Origin of the sequence: Vibrio lentus (genome assembly GCF_002875945.1) — a bacterium.
Lineage (GTDB): Bacteria > Pseudomonadota > Gammaproteobacteria > Enterobacterales > Vibrionaceae > Vibrio > Vibrio apostichopi.
In genome coordinates this window covers 48,030-66,436 of record NZ_MCZK01000143.1, presented here as the reverse complement: position 1 = coordinate 66,436, position 18,407 = coordinate 48,030, and the positions used below count along the sequence as shown (strand labels likewise).

Here is an 18,407-nt window from a genome sequence, read left to right as displayed (position 1 = left end):
TATATCTAAACATTGAAAAGCCGCGAGTGCAGAGTTGAATACCTAAGTGTTCAATTTTGCCCTTGCGGCTTTTTTGTTTCTTAAGCTCCATTTTCTCAAAAGCTCAAAAGCTCAAAAGCTCAAAAGCTCAGAAGCTCAGAAGCTCAGAAGCATGAAGAGTGGCGTCTTCATACGCTTAGCGCATTTATGTTGCTGACGATGGTTTCTGGGCGCAGTGGACAAGAATAGAGGTAACCTTGGATACTGTCGCACCCCATTGAATGGAGCTTATCTAACTGCTCACGCTCTTCGACACCTTCCGCGACGAGTGATACACCCAACCTTTGCGCCAATTGAATGATCAACCAAACGACACTCTCTGATGTGGAGTTGGTTAACAGGTTCTGGATAAAGACGGCATCAATTTTAATGCAATCGATAGGGTAGCTGTGGATGTAGTTCAGGCTTGAGTAGCCAGTACCAAAGTCATCTAACGCAATGGTGAAGCCTTGCTCTCGAAGATAGTTGAGGGCGTCTTTGACTTCAGGCGTCGGCGAAAGTAATACGGTTTCGGTTAATTCAATAACAAACTCATTCGCCTCGAAGTTGTACTGTTTGATCGTTTTAGTAAGGTAGGCAAGGTAACGTTTAGAATCACTAAGCTCGTGAGCTGAACAGTTGATACCCAGTTTGATTTTATAGCCTAAGCCTTGCTCAAGTGTGATTTTTGCTCGGCAAACGAGTTCGATAATACGTTCACCCAACTCGACGATAAGGCCAGACTCTTCTGCAACTTGTATGAACTCTACGGGAGATATGTCGCCGTGTTGAGTTGTTTTCCAACGAGTGAGAACCTCAAAATATTCCCAACGCGTATCGTCTTTACCTACGATCGGTTGGACGACCACATACATTCCATTGCTTTCAGATGCAGGGTTATTGACGTGATTGCCATTGGATACTGTTTTACTCGAGATTGAGCTTTCAAGCTCACTGCGTAAAGCCGCAATCAACTCGGTTTTTCTTTGATAGCGCGCTCTTAAATGAGTGTCGTAGCATTGGATGTGTGTATCTGGGTGCTGTTTACATTCTTTTAAAGCCAAGCTGGTATTGAAGATGATCTGTTCTACGTCTTTATTATTTCCATCTGAGCGAGCAATCCCAATGCTGACATCAAAATCAATCTTCAGATCAACGCTGCAATAGCCTTGTTTTATTTTGGTTACTACCTGTTCGCAGACACCGATTGGGTCGTTATGATAAGTAATGAAAGCGAACTCGTTACCGGCAGTACGAAAGGTTAGGTTGTTCTCTGGTAATGTTCGGCGCAGTGTTTCAGCGACATGTTGGAGTACCTTGTCGCCAATGTAATTGCCGTGCATGTCGTTAATGGCTTTGAAGCTGTTTATATCCAACAGAGCCACGGTAAAAGGCGTGACACTCTGTTGAGTGATCGACTCTAACGTATCCGACAAACAACTGCGGTTAAGCAGCCCAGTTAAGCTATCGTGCGACACCTCGTAGCTGAGTTGATTGACTAACTGCTCAGATCGGTCGTTGAACCACATCTCTCGCAAGGTATGAATGACGATGTCTGCGAAAAGTTGGTGATGCTTGATCACTTCTTGCTGTTGGTCAGGGCTAAGAGGTGATGTGAAGGTCGAAAACAGTACCCCCATGACTTCTCCACTCTGAGTTCGAGTGGGTATCGCAATCGAGTTTTGAGAGGTGATCTCCTGCCTAAATGCTGATGTTGGCAAAGATTTAATAATGTATTGAGCGAAAGAGCAATCAGGGTGACTTTGATTAACGGCTTGTTGGTAGATGTGACCATGACGCGGATTGATTTTGTCATGCAGTACGTGGTCAGATTGCGCAATCACCAAAGGCACCATTTGGTCTGGGAAATACTTCTTCTCAATGATGCTGGTGTATTGAGTCCCAAAGGTTTGATGCAAAGTAAGCACAGCCGACTCTAACAGGTCGATACCTTCCAATTTAAGTAAACGGCCAATGCGCTCTGTGTCTATTATGTTGCTGTGCGTATGTTGAGTCATAGTCACCATCCGTAGCCAACCAGAATCAGTGTGTAAGCTGTATATGTATGATTTTTATAAGCATAATTTTCAAGTGCGTGATCTTGTATACATACAAGTTGCGCACATCATTAATATGCGTCCAGTTTATTATTGACGGTGTTGTATGATTTTTCAAACTCAGTTGTGACTTATTTCACAAAATTTGAGTGCTACGCTCTCTGTCTAGTCTCTCTTTCAGGTGATCCAAAAAGAGCTTTGTTCGTGTATGTGAGTAGTCAAGCTTAGGGTAGTACGCGTAAACCATCACCTCGTCAGCCGTGATATTTGGTAAGACTGGAACTAATGTCCCTTGTTTGAGATCTTCTTTGATCATTGCTTTGATGGTTAAAAGTACTCCCATACCTCGCTTCGCTGCATGAAACAAAGCCTCTGGATTGGTGGTCGCGAAGTTTCCATTCAACGTGATTCTTTGGCCTTTGGTCAAAGTAACTTCACGAGTCGGGCGCTCTCCCCAGATTAATGAATTATGTTGTTCTAAATCCTGTTCACAGGTGGGGTAACCATGTTTGGCGAGATAACTCGGTGCGGCATAGAAACCGGCTTTGTGCTCAAACAAGGGGGTTTTCTTGAAGCTCAAAGAGTTGAGCTGCTCCAGTTCGCGACTGATCACCAGATCCAATCCAAGTTCAGGTAATTGGCCGGAAGTCGTAGTAATCAATTGCACCTTAATGTCTGGATATTTCTCTAAGAAGTCGTCCATATATTGCACTAGAAACTTAGAGCCAACGGCAATGGTCGCACCTATCTTTAGCAAGCCAGCGGGGGTTTGGTTTACTGAGCGAGTCTCATCAATAATCGATTGCCAATTATCGAGCTGATCTTTGGCTCGCAGGTAAAAGAGTGCGCCTGCTTCGGTTTGGCTAATCGAGCGAGTGGTGCGCTTTAAAAGTTGAGTGCCAATGCGTTCCTCCAGCCAGTTCACTCTTTTACTGATGGCTGAGCTGGTGGTATTTAATTTACGTGCGGCTCCATTGAAGCTGCCTTCTTCTACCACTCTTACGTAGCTTTTTACGTTAAGAATCCAATCCATATTATTTCCTGTTGGGACTTAATCAAATTCCAATTTGGTTAATTATCAATTACTGGTTTTGAATATAGACTTATATCATGAACAAATAACAAACGAACAGGGAATTTTTTGAGCCAATCGACCTTTAAAAAAACGCCGTTACTCTTAGCAATGATGATTATTGCTACGGGGCAAGTGGGTGTGAGTATCTACCTCCCATCATTGCCATTAATCGCTTCTGACTTAAGTGTTACCCAAGTGGATGTGCAACTGCTCGTTACACTGTTTCTTGTGGGTTTTGGCTTGTCGCAGCTATTTTATGGCCCGATGTCTGATGCGGTGGGAAGACGACCTATCTTCTTGTTGGGTCAGGGTGTTTATTTGATTGGTACTATCGTTTGTTTTGCATTTTCCGACAATATGACCGCTTTAGAAGTTGGTCGTTTATTGCAAGGTTTAGGGGCGGGGAGTGCTTCGGTGCTCGGGCGAAGTGTTCTTAGGGACAGTTATGATGGTCCTCAACTCACTAGGGCGCTCTCTTATATTTCAATCACCGCTTCTATCATGCCGATCATTGCGCCAGTGTTTGGTGGTTGGATCTCGTTTCATCTCGGCTGGCAGGCGGTGTTCCTGTTTGTTTTATTGTATTTATTGGCGATATTTATTCTTGGCTACTTTGTGTTGCCCGAGACGCTACCTTACGGAAAGAGTCGTTTCGAAGTCAGCCAGGTGGTGAAAAACTACGGACGCTTGCTGACTAACCGCCAAGTGATCAGCAGCGCGAGCTACAACTGGATGAGCTATATGGCGAGCCTAGTGTCACTATCTTTATTCCCATTCTTAATGCAAGAACAACTAGGTCTGACAGCCGCTGAATATGGTTCTTTGATGATTGTGCCTTCGGCTGGGTTGTTGATTGGCAGTGTGGCGTTGAACTTACTCAACCGCCGATTCAGTACGCCGCAGTTAATGAGCTTAGCGATTTTGATTGTATTGGCGTCGGGCACTTGGTTGTTAACACATGAACTCTCTATCTTTAACCTAGTGTGGGCATTCACTTGGCTGGCGATAGCACAGGGCATCTCTTTCCCTCTATCGATCAGCATGTTGTTGGAGCCTCACAAGAAGCAAGCGGGCGCGGTGTCTGCTCTGTCGGGTTCAATTCAAATGTGTATGGCGGGCTTGCTAGGCGGATACTTGGTTGAAAGCTGGGTGACGACTCACCTACAGCTTGGCGTATTCTATCTTATCATCGGCGTAGGTATGGGCGGTGTGCTTTGGTCTTCAACTCGAGCTAACAAAAAAATCGACTCTGCAGCAATAGAATATAGCTAGGCAGGTTTTATACTTGCGTGCTCTAGTTAAAGCGTTGTATTTGTGTTGATGGTTTCCTACAATGCTTCGGTCCATTTAATAGGTGTAAAACATGCAGCAAAATGAATTTGAAGTACTGGTAAAAGCGATCTGTGTACTGGATGGCTTGCCTCAAGCACTCGAGTTATTGAAATCCAACGAGGATACTGAAGTCGCTGAGGCTGCAGAATCACTGACTGGTCAATTTGCGTTAGCTGAAGTTGACGGCGAAAAGCGTATTTACCACGTGACGCTTCAAGAGAATGAACAAGGCGAAGAGCAAGAGTACATCGAACATGTCATGAATGAAGGCGATGACTTAATCAAATTTGCAGCTTGGTTCTTCGAAACAATGTTCGAATTAAAGCAAAAAGATACATACCAGATTGCTGGTAAAACTTACAGACAGCCAAAGCGTAGCTAGGTTATAAGAGCTTCGTTTGAAAGGTATCTTGAGAACTAACGGTTTTTAGAACCATGCCTTTGTCTAAAAGCAGCTTATTGGGCTGCTTTTTTATTGCGTTCTATTTATAAACTCACATGTAACCTGTAATTTATTTACATAAAAGTGTGATTTGAGTCTTGTTTTTGGGCGTTTAAAGTGTAAAATCCGCGCATAAGAAAATTGATTATGTGCGGAGATAAGCATGAATTACGAACTAGGCCACGCATACCTTGGTCAAATGGTAGCAAAAAACATGATGCACGAAGCATTGTATGGCAAGTCAAAGCCAAAGAAACCGTCGTTCTTTAAGCGAATGATGAAGAAAATGTCTAAGTAAGCATTTTTAAACGGAATTTTAAAAGGCCTTAAACTCAATGAAGTTTAAGGCCTTTTTCGTTTGAGCGATTGATGATATTCAACGCTCTACTTTATTGTGGATGGACACAAAAATTCTTTTAACCATCGGCTTATTCTAAGATCTTCGGAGATCAGCTAGCCGATTGATTAGATAAATCGACAACGTTGTTTGGAATGGAATCTAGACCATTTTCTTTCATCCAAGCTTCTAAGTTGTCTGCTCCGCCGATGTATTTACCATCAAGCCAGATCTGAGGGACGGTGACTGGTGTTTTCTCACCAATGTGCGCTTTTACCTCTGGGATCATACGATATAGAGCCGCGCTGTCTTTCACGACATCGTGATAGGTATATTCAACACCCGCTTCATCAAGCATTTTCTTAGCTTTGACGCAGAATGGGCATGTCGCTTTCCCGTAAACAATGTTGCCTTTCAAGCTGTCTCGTTTCGTCCACTCTTTGATTACTGATTGAACGAGCACCCCTCGATTGAGTGCTTCGCCTTGGCTGACGACTTTGCCTTCAACGACAAGAATCGGCGCATGCCAAGAACCCAGTTTAAGCGGTTCCCACCAATGAGATAACCAATCTTTCACTTCCAGTTCGACATCGACATCGGCTAATTCATTCTCAAAAGTGTCCTTAAGAATGTCTTTAGTAAGGGTACATTCTCCACATGGGATATTGACTTTAAATGGACCCCAGCTGCCTGCCCAACGGTATAGTGTAATCTTGACTGGTTTCTTCATGGTTACGACCTCGTTTAAAATTCTCTTATCAATATAGAACGGACAGTAGCGTTATTTATTTCATTAGCTTTAAACTTTCTTCGATTTCGCTGGTCTTTTTGTTTCCCAATGGGTAATAAAAGCAACTGACGCAATAATAATAGCGGCTCCTAGCCATAAACGACCAGGTGGAACCCAACTAAATACGATCCAGCCTGCTAATACATTGAGTGGAAGTTTAGCGTGGTCAAATGGTTGAACAAAGGAGGCATCGGCTACGGAGTATGCTTTTACGATTGCCCATTGTGCAAGCGCAGTCATTATGCCAATGACAACCAATATTCCCCAGATAGTACCACCGCTCGGAGTTTGCCAATCAGGCACTGCGAGAAGAAGGTTAAAGGGTGTAATCAATAGAAGAAGGTAAACCACCATGGTCGATGGACTGTCTTGCGAGGAGAGCTTTTTCACCATAAGAGAGTAGCACGCCCAAAAGAATGCAGCGCCAACTGGCAGTAGTGTTGCCCAGCTAAAATCTTCTGCCCACGGTTCCAAAATAACCATGGCTCCCACGAAACCCGCCAAGGTTGCACCCCAACGAGCAGCGCCCACTTTCTCTTTGAGAAAAAGCCCAGATCCAATAGTCGCAAAAAGTGGCGAAGTCATGAGAAGAGCAATACCTTGCCAAATAGGCACAGGGTAAGCCAACGCCCAAATCCACAGCTGAATACCAATAACCGATAAGAAGACTCGGAACACGTGCAATTTTAGATTATCGGTTTTTAGCGCACGGCGAATCCCTAACGTTTTAAGGTAAGGCAGAATAGCAAGCAACGCGATAGCGTATTGAATGACGGCGACGGTGGTAGAAGTAAGTCCGAAATGAATGCTAGCGATTTGAGTAAGGCTGTTAATGACAGCAAAGGCTAAACCAGCGGTTAGCATCCAGCTAGCGCCTTGAATCGGATGGTGTTGTGACATGATGCTTCTAATTATTTGATGTGGTTCACCTATGATACGGATTTAACACAATGAAACCAGAAAAAGCATTGATGAAGTTAGTCAGAATATTCGAATATGAAAAAAGGCTGAGCCATTGCCCAACCTTTTTAATCTTTATCTAAAGTAAATTTAGATTAGAAGTCGTAACGTACACCTAGACGAAGAGTGTCTTCGCCAGCAGTTACGATATCCGCGGTTTTCTCTTCATCCAAACCATTGATGTAGTAAGAAAGGTATGTACGGAAGTTGCTATTTAGCTTGTAGTAACCTGCTAGCTCGATGCCGTCAACAGAGTCTGCTGTAGAGCCGTTTGCTGCTTCGTCTTCTTGATACGTGTAAACAACCGCAGCAGAGATTTGCTTCGTGAACTTGTACTGCGCTGCAAATTCCATTGCGGTGAATGATTCTGTATCAGTACCAACTGCTTTATCGTCGATATCACCGGTTGAGTAAGTCGCTGCTAGGTAAAGGCTATCAAGAGAATACGCTAGACCTGCAAGGATTTGGTTTGCGCTACCATTCCCCTCACCTTTATCTTCACCAGAGTATGCAAGACCAAGGTCTAGACCGAATGGCAACGAGTAAACACCAGAAAGACCGTAGCCGTCAGAGTCCTTGTCGCTGTTGGTTTGGTAAGTTGCTTCTAGTTGTAGCGCATCAAAACCGCCACGGTATGCAAATACGCCATCTTCTTTGTCAGAAGCTGCGCCGAATACTTGTTGAACACCAGAGAACTCAGTGATATCCGTAAAGTCAGAAACGATGACTGAAGCCATGTCTTGACGACCTACCGAAACAGCCTGGCCATCGAAATCAACACCAGCGTACATGTAACGGTTATTAAACGTGTTATCGCCAGTACCTTGTTCCGCTTCATAAAAGCCGAAAGCAGAAACAGAGTCAGTCAGTTGAGTTTCACCGCCAATGTTCAGACGAAAACGAGTTTCATCGCTCATCGAACCTTCAATTTCAGCGCCTTTTGACGTTCCAATGAAATCACCACGGAATTCAGCACGACCACCAATCTTAAGCTCAGTACCGTCAGAGCTGTAAACTGTTGCTGCTAGAGATGAACCTGAAACTAGTGCTGCTACCACTGCAGAAGCTAGAACTGCCTTTTTCATAATCACTTACCTTGTATTTTAAAATCCGTGAGCAATGTGCTCTCCGTTTCGATATGAAGCTAATTTAGAGCAGATAAATTAAGCTTTCATTTCTATAAAATTACATTTTCGTGAATAGGGAACTTTTTTAAATGTTGATTTTATTGCACTTTTATTTCAATGGGCTGAGTAATTAGTGAATAGTTATACAAGTTCAGGCGCTTTTCTATTGGTCCGTTTAAGTTTTGATTAGCGGTTTCTTCGCGGTAGTTGAACAGCAATGAAGGTAGATGGTGAACTCTCGTCGCCGAATAACAGTTTGTGCTGATGGTTATATCCTCTATGATGCAAAAACTTCAAAGCGAATAGATTCTGCTCAACAGGACGGAGAGGTTTCATGAAAACAGAGTACTTAGGTGATGTTTTACAAGGTAGACAGGTTATTGGCTCCTTGAATGTGGACGATCTACCTACTGGGGAACATCAGTTTTGGTTCCAAGTGACCAGCGATGGGCTAGGGCAACCGAAAAATATGCCAGTGTCTGTTTTTAAAGGAAGCCAAGATGGACCCAAGTTGATGATCACCGCCGGTATTCATGGTGATGAGTTGAATGGCGTGTTGGCTGCGCAACAAATTATCAGAGATCTCGTTGGTAAGAACTTAACAGGTACAGTGACCATTGTGCCTACGGTCAACCTGTCTGGTTTGTTAAATCATAGCCGTGACTTTATCTCTTCTGATCCGGGTTCATGCCCTGCTAACCTCAATCGACTTTTTCCTGGTGATGCCCATGGTTTGGCTGCCGAGCGTTTTGTGGCTTCATTGTGGGAGCGCTTACTCAAGCATAATGCAACGTTCGCGGTTGATCTTCATACCCAAACGCGCGGTGCGGTTTATCCTCTCTATGTTTTTGCTGATTACCGGATTGATCAATGCTTGGAGATGGCGAGATTAATGCAGCCCGATTGTGTGCTCAACGATCCCGGTGACCCAGGTATCTTAGAAACAGTATGGAACCGAAGTGGTATCCCAAGTATCACGGTCGAAGTAGGGATGGGGAAATTTACTCAGCCTGACATGATTCAAAGGGCGGTCGACGGTGTGTTTAATATGCTGTCTTACTATGAGATGTCCGAGGCTGTCGGTGAGCAAATAACAGAGCCTAAGCAACTTCCCGCTCTTGATTGGATCGAGGGCAACAATGTTGTGTCTATTCGTGCCGATATCGGTGGTTTTGTTCTGCCTCAGGTTGAACTCCTGCAAAGCGTAGAGCAAGGCGAATTGTTAGCCATTCAATATGATGCATTTGGTAACGAATGCCGTCGCTATCACGCACCGTCTGCAGGGCGTGTACTTAGCTATAATGTGGATGCATTAAGGGAGCCGGGTGCTCTTGTTTGTCGCTTGCTGAGTTAGTAACTGCTAGGTAGTAGAGCGAGGTATTCGCGAACGCTACCGCTATGCGAAACGTAAAAAAAAGACCGAGCTAAGCTCGGTCAAAGGACAGTTGTCTAGAGTTAACACGTCTTTGACTCATCGACAGAACTGCTCTTAGAGTAACGAGGATAAATTAAGAACCCATTGCGAGATGGTGACACTTCGACTGCTTTTATGTTTCAAAACGATTATTCCAAAGCCATAAAAAAGCCTACCGCGGGTTAACGCCAGTAGGCTTTATCAATTTCATCTTCAATTTTTGCTAAGACTCACAACCTTTCTAGATTCGATTAGAAAGCGTCATCTACGATGTCTTTCAGTCGGTCGTAAGGTACATATCCCGGTAACACATTTCCGTTCATCATCATGGTTGGAGTGCCGGTTAAACCTAGAGCACTAAAGGTTTGGTGGTTGGTCATGAGTATGTCGCTTTGCTCTGAGGTCGTGTCCAATTGCGCTTCTGTTCCTGTTTTATTTGCCACAGCTTGTAATGAAGATTTGGTGTGGCTACCGCTTTTCGCCATCAGTAATCTATCGACTTCAGGGAAGGCTTCTGGATTATCTTTCCATACTTTCATCGCGTATAGAGCTGCATTGGTATCAAGGCCATCTACTTGTTGCTGTTTAAATGACAAGTACACATTGATGATTTTGATATCACTATTTTCAGAAGCTAATTTAACTAAGCCTTTCTCTAAGCGTTTACAGAAAGGACAGTTGTAGTCAGTAAAGTTGACGATTACTGATTTGCCGTCAGGGTTGCCCGTGATTGGATGAGCGTCATTGTTATACAACCAGTCGTGACTTTCAGCTTGAGCTTTCTTTGCTTGCGCTTGGCCTGCGACGTACTGCTCTAAACTGGTATGCAGCCCTGAAATCGTAGAAGGATTCTCCTTCAGGAATTGATTAATTTCTTCAAGTTGCTGGGTTTGTTCTGTGCTTAACTCAGCGAACGCACTCGTGCTCATTAGTGAGCCTAAAATCAGTGTGCTTATCAAATGTTTTTTCATGTTGTTTATTCTCTAATTCTTGATAATCGTGAACGCGTTTTGGGTCGCGCTCACGGTATTATTGTTTGTTAAATTTTCTTAAATCGGCTTGTTTGCTTTGCTCTTTCTTTGTAAGCGAGTTATGCAAAGTAGGTTCTTAACCACAGGCCGATAGGGGAAGTAACGCCGGTTGCGATACTGCTGATCTTTCCATCTTTGATGATGACAATGCTTGGCGTGACATTGACTCCCCAACTTCTGCTGATCGATCCAGAGAGATCATTGATAACAGGGAAGTCATACTCTTTGGCGTCTAAGAAGCGCTGAACACGTTCGTCTGGGCCAGATGAAAGTGCGACAGAAACTACTTGATGGGAGTCGTTGAAGCTATTGACCGTTGGGCTCACTAGCTTGCATGCGCTACACCAAGTCGCCCAAAAATAGACAATAACGGGCTTACCGTTTTTGCTTAGCTCGATAACATCAATATCCTCACCTTGGAGCGACTGACCCACGATTGGAATCGCGTCTCCTTGAGGCATGCTTCTGCTGTGGTAAAAATCCATGGCCAGCGAAACCACGCCAACGATCAGTATCATTGAAACGAGTTCCTTTCCCCACTTCTTAAGACAACTTGGCTTTTTGGTTTCAGCCTTTACAGCGTTGTCTTCAGCAGAGCTAGGCTTTTGTTCATTGTTGGGCGTCTTCATCAATTATCTCGCAGCGTCGATGGCTTGAATAACAGTGTCACTGTCTAGAATCACGGGCAATGGAATACCATTTTTATAGCTCGGGCCATAAACGATATTAAATGGCACGCCAAATCGCCCATTACTTTGTAAGTATTGAGTGACACTTTCACTTGGTGTTGTCCAATCGCCTTTCATCAAAACAATGTCTTCTTGCTGTAGGTGGCTGTAGACAGGATCTTGAAGAATGACGCCAATTTTGTTGGCCTTACAGGTGATACACCATTCTGCGGTCACATCAACAAAAACCGTTTTGCCTTCATCGACTAATTGAGGAATTTTTTTCGCATCCAGCTTCTGCCAATCAAGGTTATCGACAATTGGCGTTGCCCAGTTATCAGCGGTAACACTGCCGACGATCAATGCAGCACCAAATACCAAGGTTGTGGTTGCCATGATAGGAATCAGTACCTTGCGACCTAACTTCATGCCAATCCAAATTAGAACTGAAACGACGATAAACAGTGACAACAAGATGGTTGGGAACTTGCCAATGAATGGGCTCAGTAGGCTTGTTAACCACAGACTAGTGATGAACATCATTAAGCCGAATACCAACTTAACTTTGAACATCCATGCGCCCGGTTTTGGTAGCAGCTTCGTTAGGCTTGGGAATAAGGCGAAGATCAACCAAGGTGCGCTCATACCAATGCCGAGTGCGATAAAGATAGCCCACAACTCTTGGTAGCTTGCGCCCAGAGCATAAGCCACTGCGGTTCCTAGGAATGGCGCACTACAAGGCGTCGCCAATAGTGTCGCAAACATGCCTTGGATGAAGTGACCTGAATGTGAGTCATCGCCTTTGGTGGCCATCCAAGTGTTTAAGCCTGACGGAAGTCTGAATTCGAATAGGCCGAGTAGGTTAACTGAGAACAGTAGGGTAATGATCAGCATGAATCCGATGAACCAAACATTTTGGAACTGGATTCCCCAACCTATCGCATTGCCACCCATTTTTAGAACGGTCATGCCTAGCGCTAACAGCGCAAACGAAGTGATAACACCCGCAGCAGACGCTAGGAATGAGAGTCGGATGTGGCGATTTGAAGCACCTTGGTTCTGAATGATGCTGTTTAGCTTCATCCCTAACACGGGAAGCACACACGGCATGATGTTGAGGATTAAACCGCCCACTAACGCAAAGCCAAGCATGACTAGAAAGCTGTTGTTGCTTGTTTGGTAAACGATGGGTTCTGAGCCAACTTGCGCGGTCATCTCTTCAGCAAAGTTAGTATCTGAAACGGTAACTCTCACCGTACGATCCGTTAAGTCGACGTCACCGATCCAGTTACTCACATCAAATACTGCAGTCATTGTATTGTCTGTGATGTGGATGGTAGGTTGAGAGAAGAAGTCATCAAGCACTTCTTGACCATCAATCAACACCATTGGTTTATCCCAGCCTTCTTTACTTGTTAGCTGAGTCACCAGTTGTTGCTTGCTCTTATCCCAGAATAGGCCGTTCACTGAAGTGCGGTTAGCTTCTCGTGGAGATTGGCTCATGCCTTGATTGAACAAGAACATCGCTTCTTCATCGAGCTCTAATGTTTGCGGATCAATGGGCAGTTCGATGTCGTAATCGGTTAAAACACAGATATTGGTACACGACGGAAAGGTGAACGACGCCTTGAACAGCGCCGGCTTCGTGTTGTCTTTCAGTGTCAATGTTACTGGGAAGCTGACGTGTTTTTTGTAGCCCAGCGTCATCACGTCCAGTTGTTCGTAATACTTAGGGATCGGCCAATGCCACTCTACCGACTCTATGTTTGTTGAACCAGACCAGTCCCAACTTGGTGGAATACCACCTTCACCTGGGCTACGCCAATAGGTTTTCCAATCGCCGTCGAGAACGACATCCAGCACGGTTTGAATCTTAGAACCGTCATCCGACTGTTCACCTGTCGACATCATTCGCATTTTGACGGGTGGATGTTCAGGCACGCTGAGCCAGCCCGTAGTCTGTGCTAAAGCTGTAAATGACGTCATAACCAAAAGGGCCGTGACTAGCGTTTTCGCGCATGTACGCATGCAGAATGCCAACGAATCGACAAACTTAGTTAGTAGTGTGTTGTACACAAATGTATCTCCAAAAAATAAATAAAAGGGTGTAGTAGCCCGGTTATTTACTCTCTAAATATACAGTGCTTTAGATGTAAGCGGTGTTTTGTAGGTCGAGAAGAGCGATGGTTATCCCTAGACAATCTCGATATGTGAGGTGATAAGCTGTACGCAACAGCAATAAACAGGATAAAAGGAATCAGCCAACCTGTTTTAGGTGTCGCGAAGGTGAGCATTTTTGAGCTTAGACTGCACGCGCTAGAATTTGGCGCTGACAGAGTTTTAGAAGCTTCTGACCCGAAAACACTGGCATAGAGCTCAGACATTTTATCGAAAGATGCGACGTTTGCTTGTGGGTGGCTGGTTTCCGCGCCGACAAGTATTGATTGTCCAATTAAGGAAGCCGAAGTGGTTACTTTGTTTGCAGACAGCGTACTTGCCAGACAGGTTACGATAACCAGTCCGGTAAGGAAAAGCGCCCAAAGCGAATGCTTTTGTCGGCGGTTCTGTTTGGATAAGAAAAGTAATGGTGTATTCAGCAAATCAGTCAGTAATCGAATCAGTTAGTTGTTAGTTGTTAGCAGCTAAAGCGAGCTCGTTGAATTGTGGCTAGCTTAGATAACTTTGCTCTGGGCTACAAGTCATAAAATTGTCAAAGCAAAAGGGATGCATAAATACCAAACCTAGCGAGTGAGGCATCAAGGTTTGGCTTAAGTTCATAATAATTTGCTCTTTTTATCTGACCGCTGTTTTTCTCATCAACGTGACTGTATTTCTTACCAAGGTGGTTTTTTTCTAACCAAGATGATTTTTCAAGGTGACAGTTTCAAAGTAACGTTCTAAGCGAGCCAGCTACGCTTACATGAGGTGCAGCGTGGCTGTGTTTGAAAACGTTAATTAAACAGCAGGCACAAAAAAGCCCAATCGCTCGTTAGAAACTTAATTGGGCTCAATCTATTAGTCTTAGGTGTTCTAGGCTCTATTCGGACGTCTTAATGAGTGCGACGAGGTCCGTTACGAACTAGGTCTTTACCATTTTCAAAGACTTCTTTAGTGATCCAGCGAGCAAGTAGAACCTTGTGGTTGCTATCAAATACAGCAACGAAATGACGACCATCTGAATTATTGGTTGCCATGCCTACGCCTTCAACGCCTTCAAGACCCAAACCGCCAGCTTCAACTGAGATTAGGAACTTTTCCAGTTCTTCTAAGGAATCGATAATATCAAGTTCGTTGTTCATTTTTTATTCTCTTGCTATGAGCCGACATCGGATTAAAGGCATTTTTGTGCATGTGCCTAATTGATGATTTTGGCCGTTATTCTTTGTTGGATGCGTACTCTACAGGTCATAAGAAGGGATTGGAACTCTCAAATATTAGATCCGAGCTGATATTTTGCGAATATTTAACACAACATACTTTTAAATGCTTGTTATCCATATTCTTTTTACTACTATTTATAGGGTCAATTTAGACATTCATAGGAATTAACATGATAAAGGTTTGGCGTTGTCTATTTTTAATGTTGGCGTTTGTTGCATCAGGGAGTTTTGCACAAAGTGTCGATAAAATAGCAGAAGTACAAGACCAGCTAATGCTGGACCTAACAACATTAGAATCGGCACATGATGCTGAGAAGCCATTTTTAGAAGATATATTAAGGCGTAAAAACCAAGCATTACGTGAAGAGATCTTTTCGCAGCTATCGTCAGATAAGAAAGAGGGGCTTGATGTCACTCTTGCTCAGCAGGTCGAACTCTTACAAAAGCTACTGGCATTGAATGAAGTTAAAATCGTTTCAATGAGCAGAGAAAACCGTTCGGCTGAAGGTGATGCTAAAAAGCGTCTTGAGTTACGGATTCAAAAACGAATCGGGATGATGGATGTTTATTATCAACAACTTTCTACGACATTAGATTGGTCGAAAGAGCGTGGTGTTGATGTTGCTGTTCCTGAAAGTGAACTCAAAACGGCGCTTGTTGAACGTTCTAAATATCTGACTAACGCCATCCTTTACACAGACACACAGCGTCAAGACTTAGAAGCGCGTTTGTCTTTTGTGAATGAAGAAGAGAAAGCGACCATTAAAAAGGAGCTTGAACGTTTCAGCGAGCGAACCAGTGTTATGGTTGCGAGCTTGGAAGAGACCATCACGCTAATGGAACCGTACGGCGTGGATGTGACTTCTTATAAGCGCGTGCTTTTAGCAACGACGGGTGATATCAACGCTGACGTGTTGGATGTTGATGTCGCACTCGAACTGCTAGATGGTTGGTTACGTTCGTTTAGCTCATGGGCTTTCGAAAATACCCCTTCTTTTATCGTTAAACTCGCTCTGTTTCTCGGTATTTTGTATATAACTCGTCTTATTGCTAACGTCGCTCGTAAGACCGTTCGTAAGAGTGTTTCGCACTCTAAAATGGACTTCAGCGTATTGATGCAGGAGTTCTTCGTATCCATCGCATCTAAAGCGGTCGTGTTTATTGGTTTGCTTATCGCCCTGTCTCAAATTGGGATTGAGCTAGCGCCACTACTAACGGGTTTCGGTGTTGCGGGTGTCATCATTGGTTTCGCATTGCAAGATACGCTGTCTAACTTTGCGTCAGGCTTGATGATCTTGATCTATCGTCCTTATGATGTTGGCGATATGGTTAAAGTAGCTGGCGTTCAAGGCACAGTAAAAGACATGAGTTTAGTGTCGACAACGGTTCAAACCATTGATAACCAACGCTTGGTGATCCCGAACAACAAGATCTGGGGTGACGTTATAAACAACATCACAGCAGAGCGTGTGAGACGTGTGGATATGGTGTTTGGCATTGGTTATTCCGATGACATCGATAAAGCAAAAGCGGTATTGAACGACATCATCATTGCGCACCCTCTAGTACTTAAAAAGCCAGAACATATGATCAAGCTTCATACCTTGAATACGTCTTCTGTTGATTTCGTGGTAAGACCTTGGGTTAAAACTGACGATTACTGGGATGTGTATTGGGATGTGACGGAAACCGTGAAGAAACGCTTCGATGAAGAAGGCATCACGATTCCATTCCCTCAACGTGATGTGCATGTTTACAACCACGAAGAGAGCTAATCCGAAAATAGCTAATACGGAAAAAGGCTAGTGCGAAAAAGCTAAGTTCGGCGTATCGTCGACCTCTTAATGTGAAATTAAATGGACGCTGAATTAGCGTCCATTTTTATTGGCTGTCAGTTTATATTGAGCTTCATTCTTTTATGTCACTTCACCCACCTTAGAATTACGTTATGATGGGGTAGGCTTAGTTTGGACAGTTGAAATCTAATGGATGATTCACAGCAAAAAACGAATACTAGAAATACTACGGTAAGAAAAGCGACGCGAATCGAAAGCGTCATGAACTCTGCGATGTGGCATTTAACCCAGAGAGATATGACGGAAAGCGAGCTGATTGCAAAGCTGAAAGTGAAAACCGACAATCAAGAATGGATCGATGAAACTTTGGGTACTCTGAAAGGCTTTGGGTATCTCAAGTCTGACCAAGTGTTTGCAGAACAATTCGTGGAACAAGCATTCTCTGGTGAATTTGGTTCTCGATACATTGTCGAAAAACTGAAGAAGAAGGGCCTGACGGACTCAGTGATTTCTGATGCTATCCATAAGGTGTCCTTCGACAAGTCTATTGATGAGCAGAGTATCTTGATAGACCGAATCAACCACTATTACACCAGCTTTACCATGAGCCGTGAAAAGTTGGTTGCGACACTGCAAAAGCGTGGTTTTAGCTATCAGCAAGTAAAAGTCGCGATTGATCAGCACCCACAAGCGCATGAACTGAAAAGTAATATCCAAATCAAAGCTGAGAAAGCGGATTTGGAAAAAGAAGTGCTCAAGTATGCTCGTAAAGGCAAAGGCTTGACCGCTATCCAGCAAGAGCTAAGACAACGACAAATTGACACCAGCGAGTTGTCATCGTTAATCGACCGATTAATTAACGAAGAGCAATTGGATTTTTATTCTTCTTGTTTAGAACAGTTGCAGAAAAAATCCTATGACCTTAACGATCACAAGGAACGTTCAAAGGCCTACGCAATGTTGAGTCGTAAAGGTTTCTCGTCTGATGAGATTAAGTTTGCGTTGAGTGAAGGCAACGAATAGCGGTTGTACAAAAGAATTAAGCTATAAAAGGCTATCGTGTGGTGTGTTGATTTTCCGAGATACCGAGGCCGTTACGCAAGGCAAACTGTACTAATTCGTTGTGGTTATTGAGCTCCATTAAACCAAGCATTCTGTATTTATGCGATTCAATGGTTCGGGGGCTCAAGTGCAATTTATCAGCGCACTCTTTGGCACTAAACCCTTGAGCAATAAGAGACAGTACCTTGGTCTGTTTTTGAGTCAACAGCAATAATTTGTCGCTATCATCTTCCCACAAGTTTTCACTCTGGTTTAGCGTTCTTGCTAAGGTCGAGTGCTGCCAGTAGCAAAGCCAGATCTCGCACACCAGCTTCAATCGCTTAATGTCTTCTAACCCTAATGTTTTGTTATTGTCGTGAAAATTCGTAAAGGATAATGCGCCCCAGCGCTGGTTAAATAACTGAAGAGGAATGACGCAGTGCCACTTTCCACCTTGATCGTACAACTCACTTAACACATCATTTTGACTGACAGCGAGCTCCGCTTCTGAAAACTCCAAGTAAGTTTCGTTGGTTTTGAGAAGCTTTAAATATTCTAAGTGATTACAACCAACGAAGTCTCTCTTGTTGATCGATGGAATGTGCGACTTGGATACGGAACATGTTTTCCCATCTTCCAACAGCACCATAGAATTTGGGTAGAGTGTGAGCCTATCAATATCGAACCAATCTAAAACATCAAAGCTTGCCTCTGACCAAGTGGCATTAAAGTCCCTTGGATCGCTATTGATCAAAGTTGCAGATTGCTTCATTAATAATTGTTCAAAGCTCTGACTCGAATCTGTCACATTTTTCCCTTATCAATTAGTGGCTCATTCATTCACCGGAAGAAGATATTCTCTCATGCTGGATAGTGCAAGGTAACAAGAACAGATAAACAAGGGATTCTAAATCTTCCGTTTTTATAACGCTTTGTTAT

At 43.7% G+C, this 18,407-nt stretch carries 16 protein-coding genes; 6 read left to right on the top strand and 10 right to left on the bottom strand.

Annotation, left to right across the window (positions count from 1 at the left end; translation table 11 throughout):
• Positions 1–167: 167 nt before the first annotated feature.
• Both BCT49_RS16015 and BCT49_RS16010 read right to left on the bottom strand, forming a co-directional pair.
• On the bottom strand, positions 168–2,036 hold the full coding sequence (locus BCT49_RS16015) for a putative bifunctional diguanylate cyclase/phosphodiesterase (RefSeq protein WP_102436524.1): 1,869 nt from the start codon (positions 2,034–2,036) through the stop codon (positions 168–170).
• Between the two features lie 175 nt (positions 2,037–2,211).
• A complete protein-coding gene (locus BCT49_RS16010) occupies positions 2,212–3,108 on the bottom strand; it encodes a LysR family transcriptional regulator (RefSeq protein ID WP_102351486.1) in 897 nt (298 codons plus the stop codon).
• A 108-nt stretch (positions 3,109–3,216) separates the two neighbouring features.
• Here BCT49_RS16010 and BCT49_RS16005 point away from each other — a divergent pair, with 108 nt between their 5' ends.
• From BCT49_RS16005 to BCT49_RS26300, 3 genes are all read left to right on the top strand, one after another.
• The gene (locus tag BCT49_RS16005) at positions 3,217–4,422 is read left to right on the top strand and encodes a multidrug effflux MFS transporter (protein ID WP_102436522.1); all 1,206 of its coding nucleotides are present in this window, start codon (positions 3,217–3,219) and stop codon (positions 4,420–4,422) included.
• A gap of 91 nt (positions 4,423–4,513) precedes the next feature.
• Positions 4,514–4,864, top strand: coding sequence for a hypothetical protein (locus BCT49_RS16000; protein WP_017105643.1), 351 nt, complete (start codon positions 4,514–4,516; stop codon positions 4,862–4,864).
• 223 nt (positions 4,865–5,087) lie between these two features.
• Positions 5,088–5,222 (top strand): hypothetical protein, encoded by a 135-nt coding sequence (locus BCT49_RS26300; RefSeq protein ID WP_017109040.1) that lies wholly within the window; start codon positions 5,088–5,090, stop codon positions 5,220–5,222.
• A gap of 151 nt (positions 5,223–5,373) precedes the next feature.
• On the opposite strand, the gene BCT49_RS15995 is transcribed toward BCT49_RS26300, so the two are convergent.
• The 3 genes from BCT49_RS15995 to BCT49_RS15985 all read right to left on the bottom strand — a co-directional run bounded on the left by BCT49_RS15995 (position 5,374) and on the right by BCT49_RS15985 (position 8,096).
• Positions 5,374–5,991: a glutaredoxin domain-containing protein gene (locus BCT49_RS15995; protein ID WP_017630100.1), complete on the bottom strand. Its 618-nt coding sequence runs from the start codon at positions 5,989–5,991 to the stop codon at positions 5,374–5,376.
• A 69-nt stretch (positions 5,992–6,060) separates the two neighbouring features.
• The gene (locus BCT49_RS15990) at positions 6,061–6,951 is read right to left on the bottom strand and encodes a DMT family transporter (protein WP_102436520.1); all 891 of its coding nucleotides are present in this window, start codon (positions 6,949–6,951) and stop codon (positions 6,061–6,063) included.
• Positions 6,952–7,106: 155 nt separating this feature from the next.
• Positions 7,107–8,096, bottom strand: coding sequence for a porin (locus BCT49_RS15985; RefSeq protein WP_102436518.1), 990 nt, complete (start codon positions 8,094–8,096; stop codon positions 7,107–7,109).
• A 376-nt stretch (positions 8,097–8,472) separates the two neighbouring features.
• Between BCT49_RS15985 and BCT49_RS15980 the strand changes: the two genes are divergently transcribed.
• A complete protein-coding gene (locus BCT49_RS15980) occupies positions 8,473–9,492 on the top strand; it encodes a succinylglutamate desuccinylase/aspartoacylase family protein (RefSeq protein WP_102436516.1) in 1,020 nt (339 codons plus the stop codon).
• Positions 9,493–9,803: 311 nt separating this feature from the next.
• Here the strand turns inward: BCT49_RS15980 and BCT49_RS15975 are convergent, their stop codons facing one another.
• From BCT49_RS15975 to BCT49_RS15960, 4 genes are all read right to left on the bottom strand, one after another.
• Positions 9,804–10,523 (bottom strand): DsbA family protein, encoded by a 720-nt coding sequence (locus BCT49_RS15975; RefSeq protein WP_102436514.1) that lies wholly within the window; start codon positions 10,521–10,523, stop codon positions 9,804–9,806.
• 119 nt (positions 10,524–10,642) lie between these two features.
• Positions 10,643–11,212 (bottom strand): protein disulfide oxidoreductase, encoded by a 570-nt coding sequence (locus tag BCT49_RS15970; RefSeq protein WP_102436512.1) that lies wholly within the window; start codon positions 11,210–11,212, stop codon positions 10,643–10,645.
• A gap of 3 nt (positions 11,213–11,215) precedes the next feature.
• On the bottom strand, positions 11,216–13,279 hold the full coding sequence (locus BCT49_RS15965; RefSeq protein WP_102436562.1) for a protein-disulfide reductase DsbD family protein: 2,064 nt from the start codon (positions 13,277–13,279) through the stop codon (positions 11,216–11,218).
• Positions 13,280–14,301: 1,022 nt separating this feature from the next.
• A complete protein-coding gene (locus BCT49_RS15960) occupies positions 14,302–14,550 on the bottom strand; it encodes a hypothetical protein (protein ID WP_102436510.1) in 249 nt (82 codons plus the stop codon).
• A gap of 251 nt (positions 14,551–14,801) precedes the next feature.
• Here BCT49_RS15960 and BCT49_RS15955 point away from each other — a divergent pair, with 251 nt between their 5' ends.
• Together BCT49_RS15955 and BCT49_RS15950 are read left to right on the top strand one after the other, a co-directional pair.
• Positions 14,802–16,406 (top strand): mechanosensitive ion channel family protein, encoded by a 1,605-nt coding sequence (locus tag BCT49_RS15955; protein ID WP_102436508.1) that lies wholly within the window; start codon positions 14,802–14,804, stop codon positions 16,404–16,406.
• A gap of 210 nt (positions 16,407–16,616) precedes the next feature.
• Complete coding sequence (locus tag BCT49_RS15950; RefSeq protein ID WP_102436506.1) at positions 16,617–17,450, top strand: RecX family transcriptional regulator; 834 nt, start codon at positions 16,617–16,619, stop codon at positions 17,448–17,450.
• Positions 17,451–17,481: 31 nt separating this feature from the next.
• Here BCT49_RS15950 and BCT49_RS15945 read toward each other — a convergent pair whose 3' ends face one another.
• Positions 17,482–18,240, bottom strand: coding sequence for a response regulator transcription factor (locus BCT49_RS15945; protein WP_372166409.1), 759 nt, complete (start codon positions 18,238–18,240; stop codon positions 17,482–17,484).
• Between the last annotated feature and the right edge of the window lie 167 nt (positions 18,241–18,407).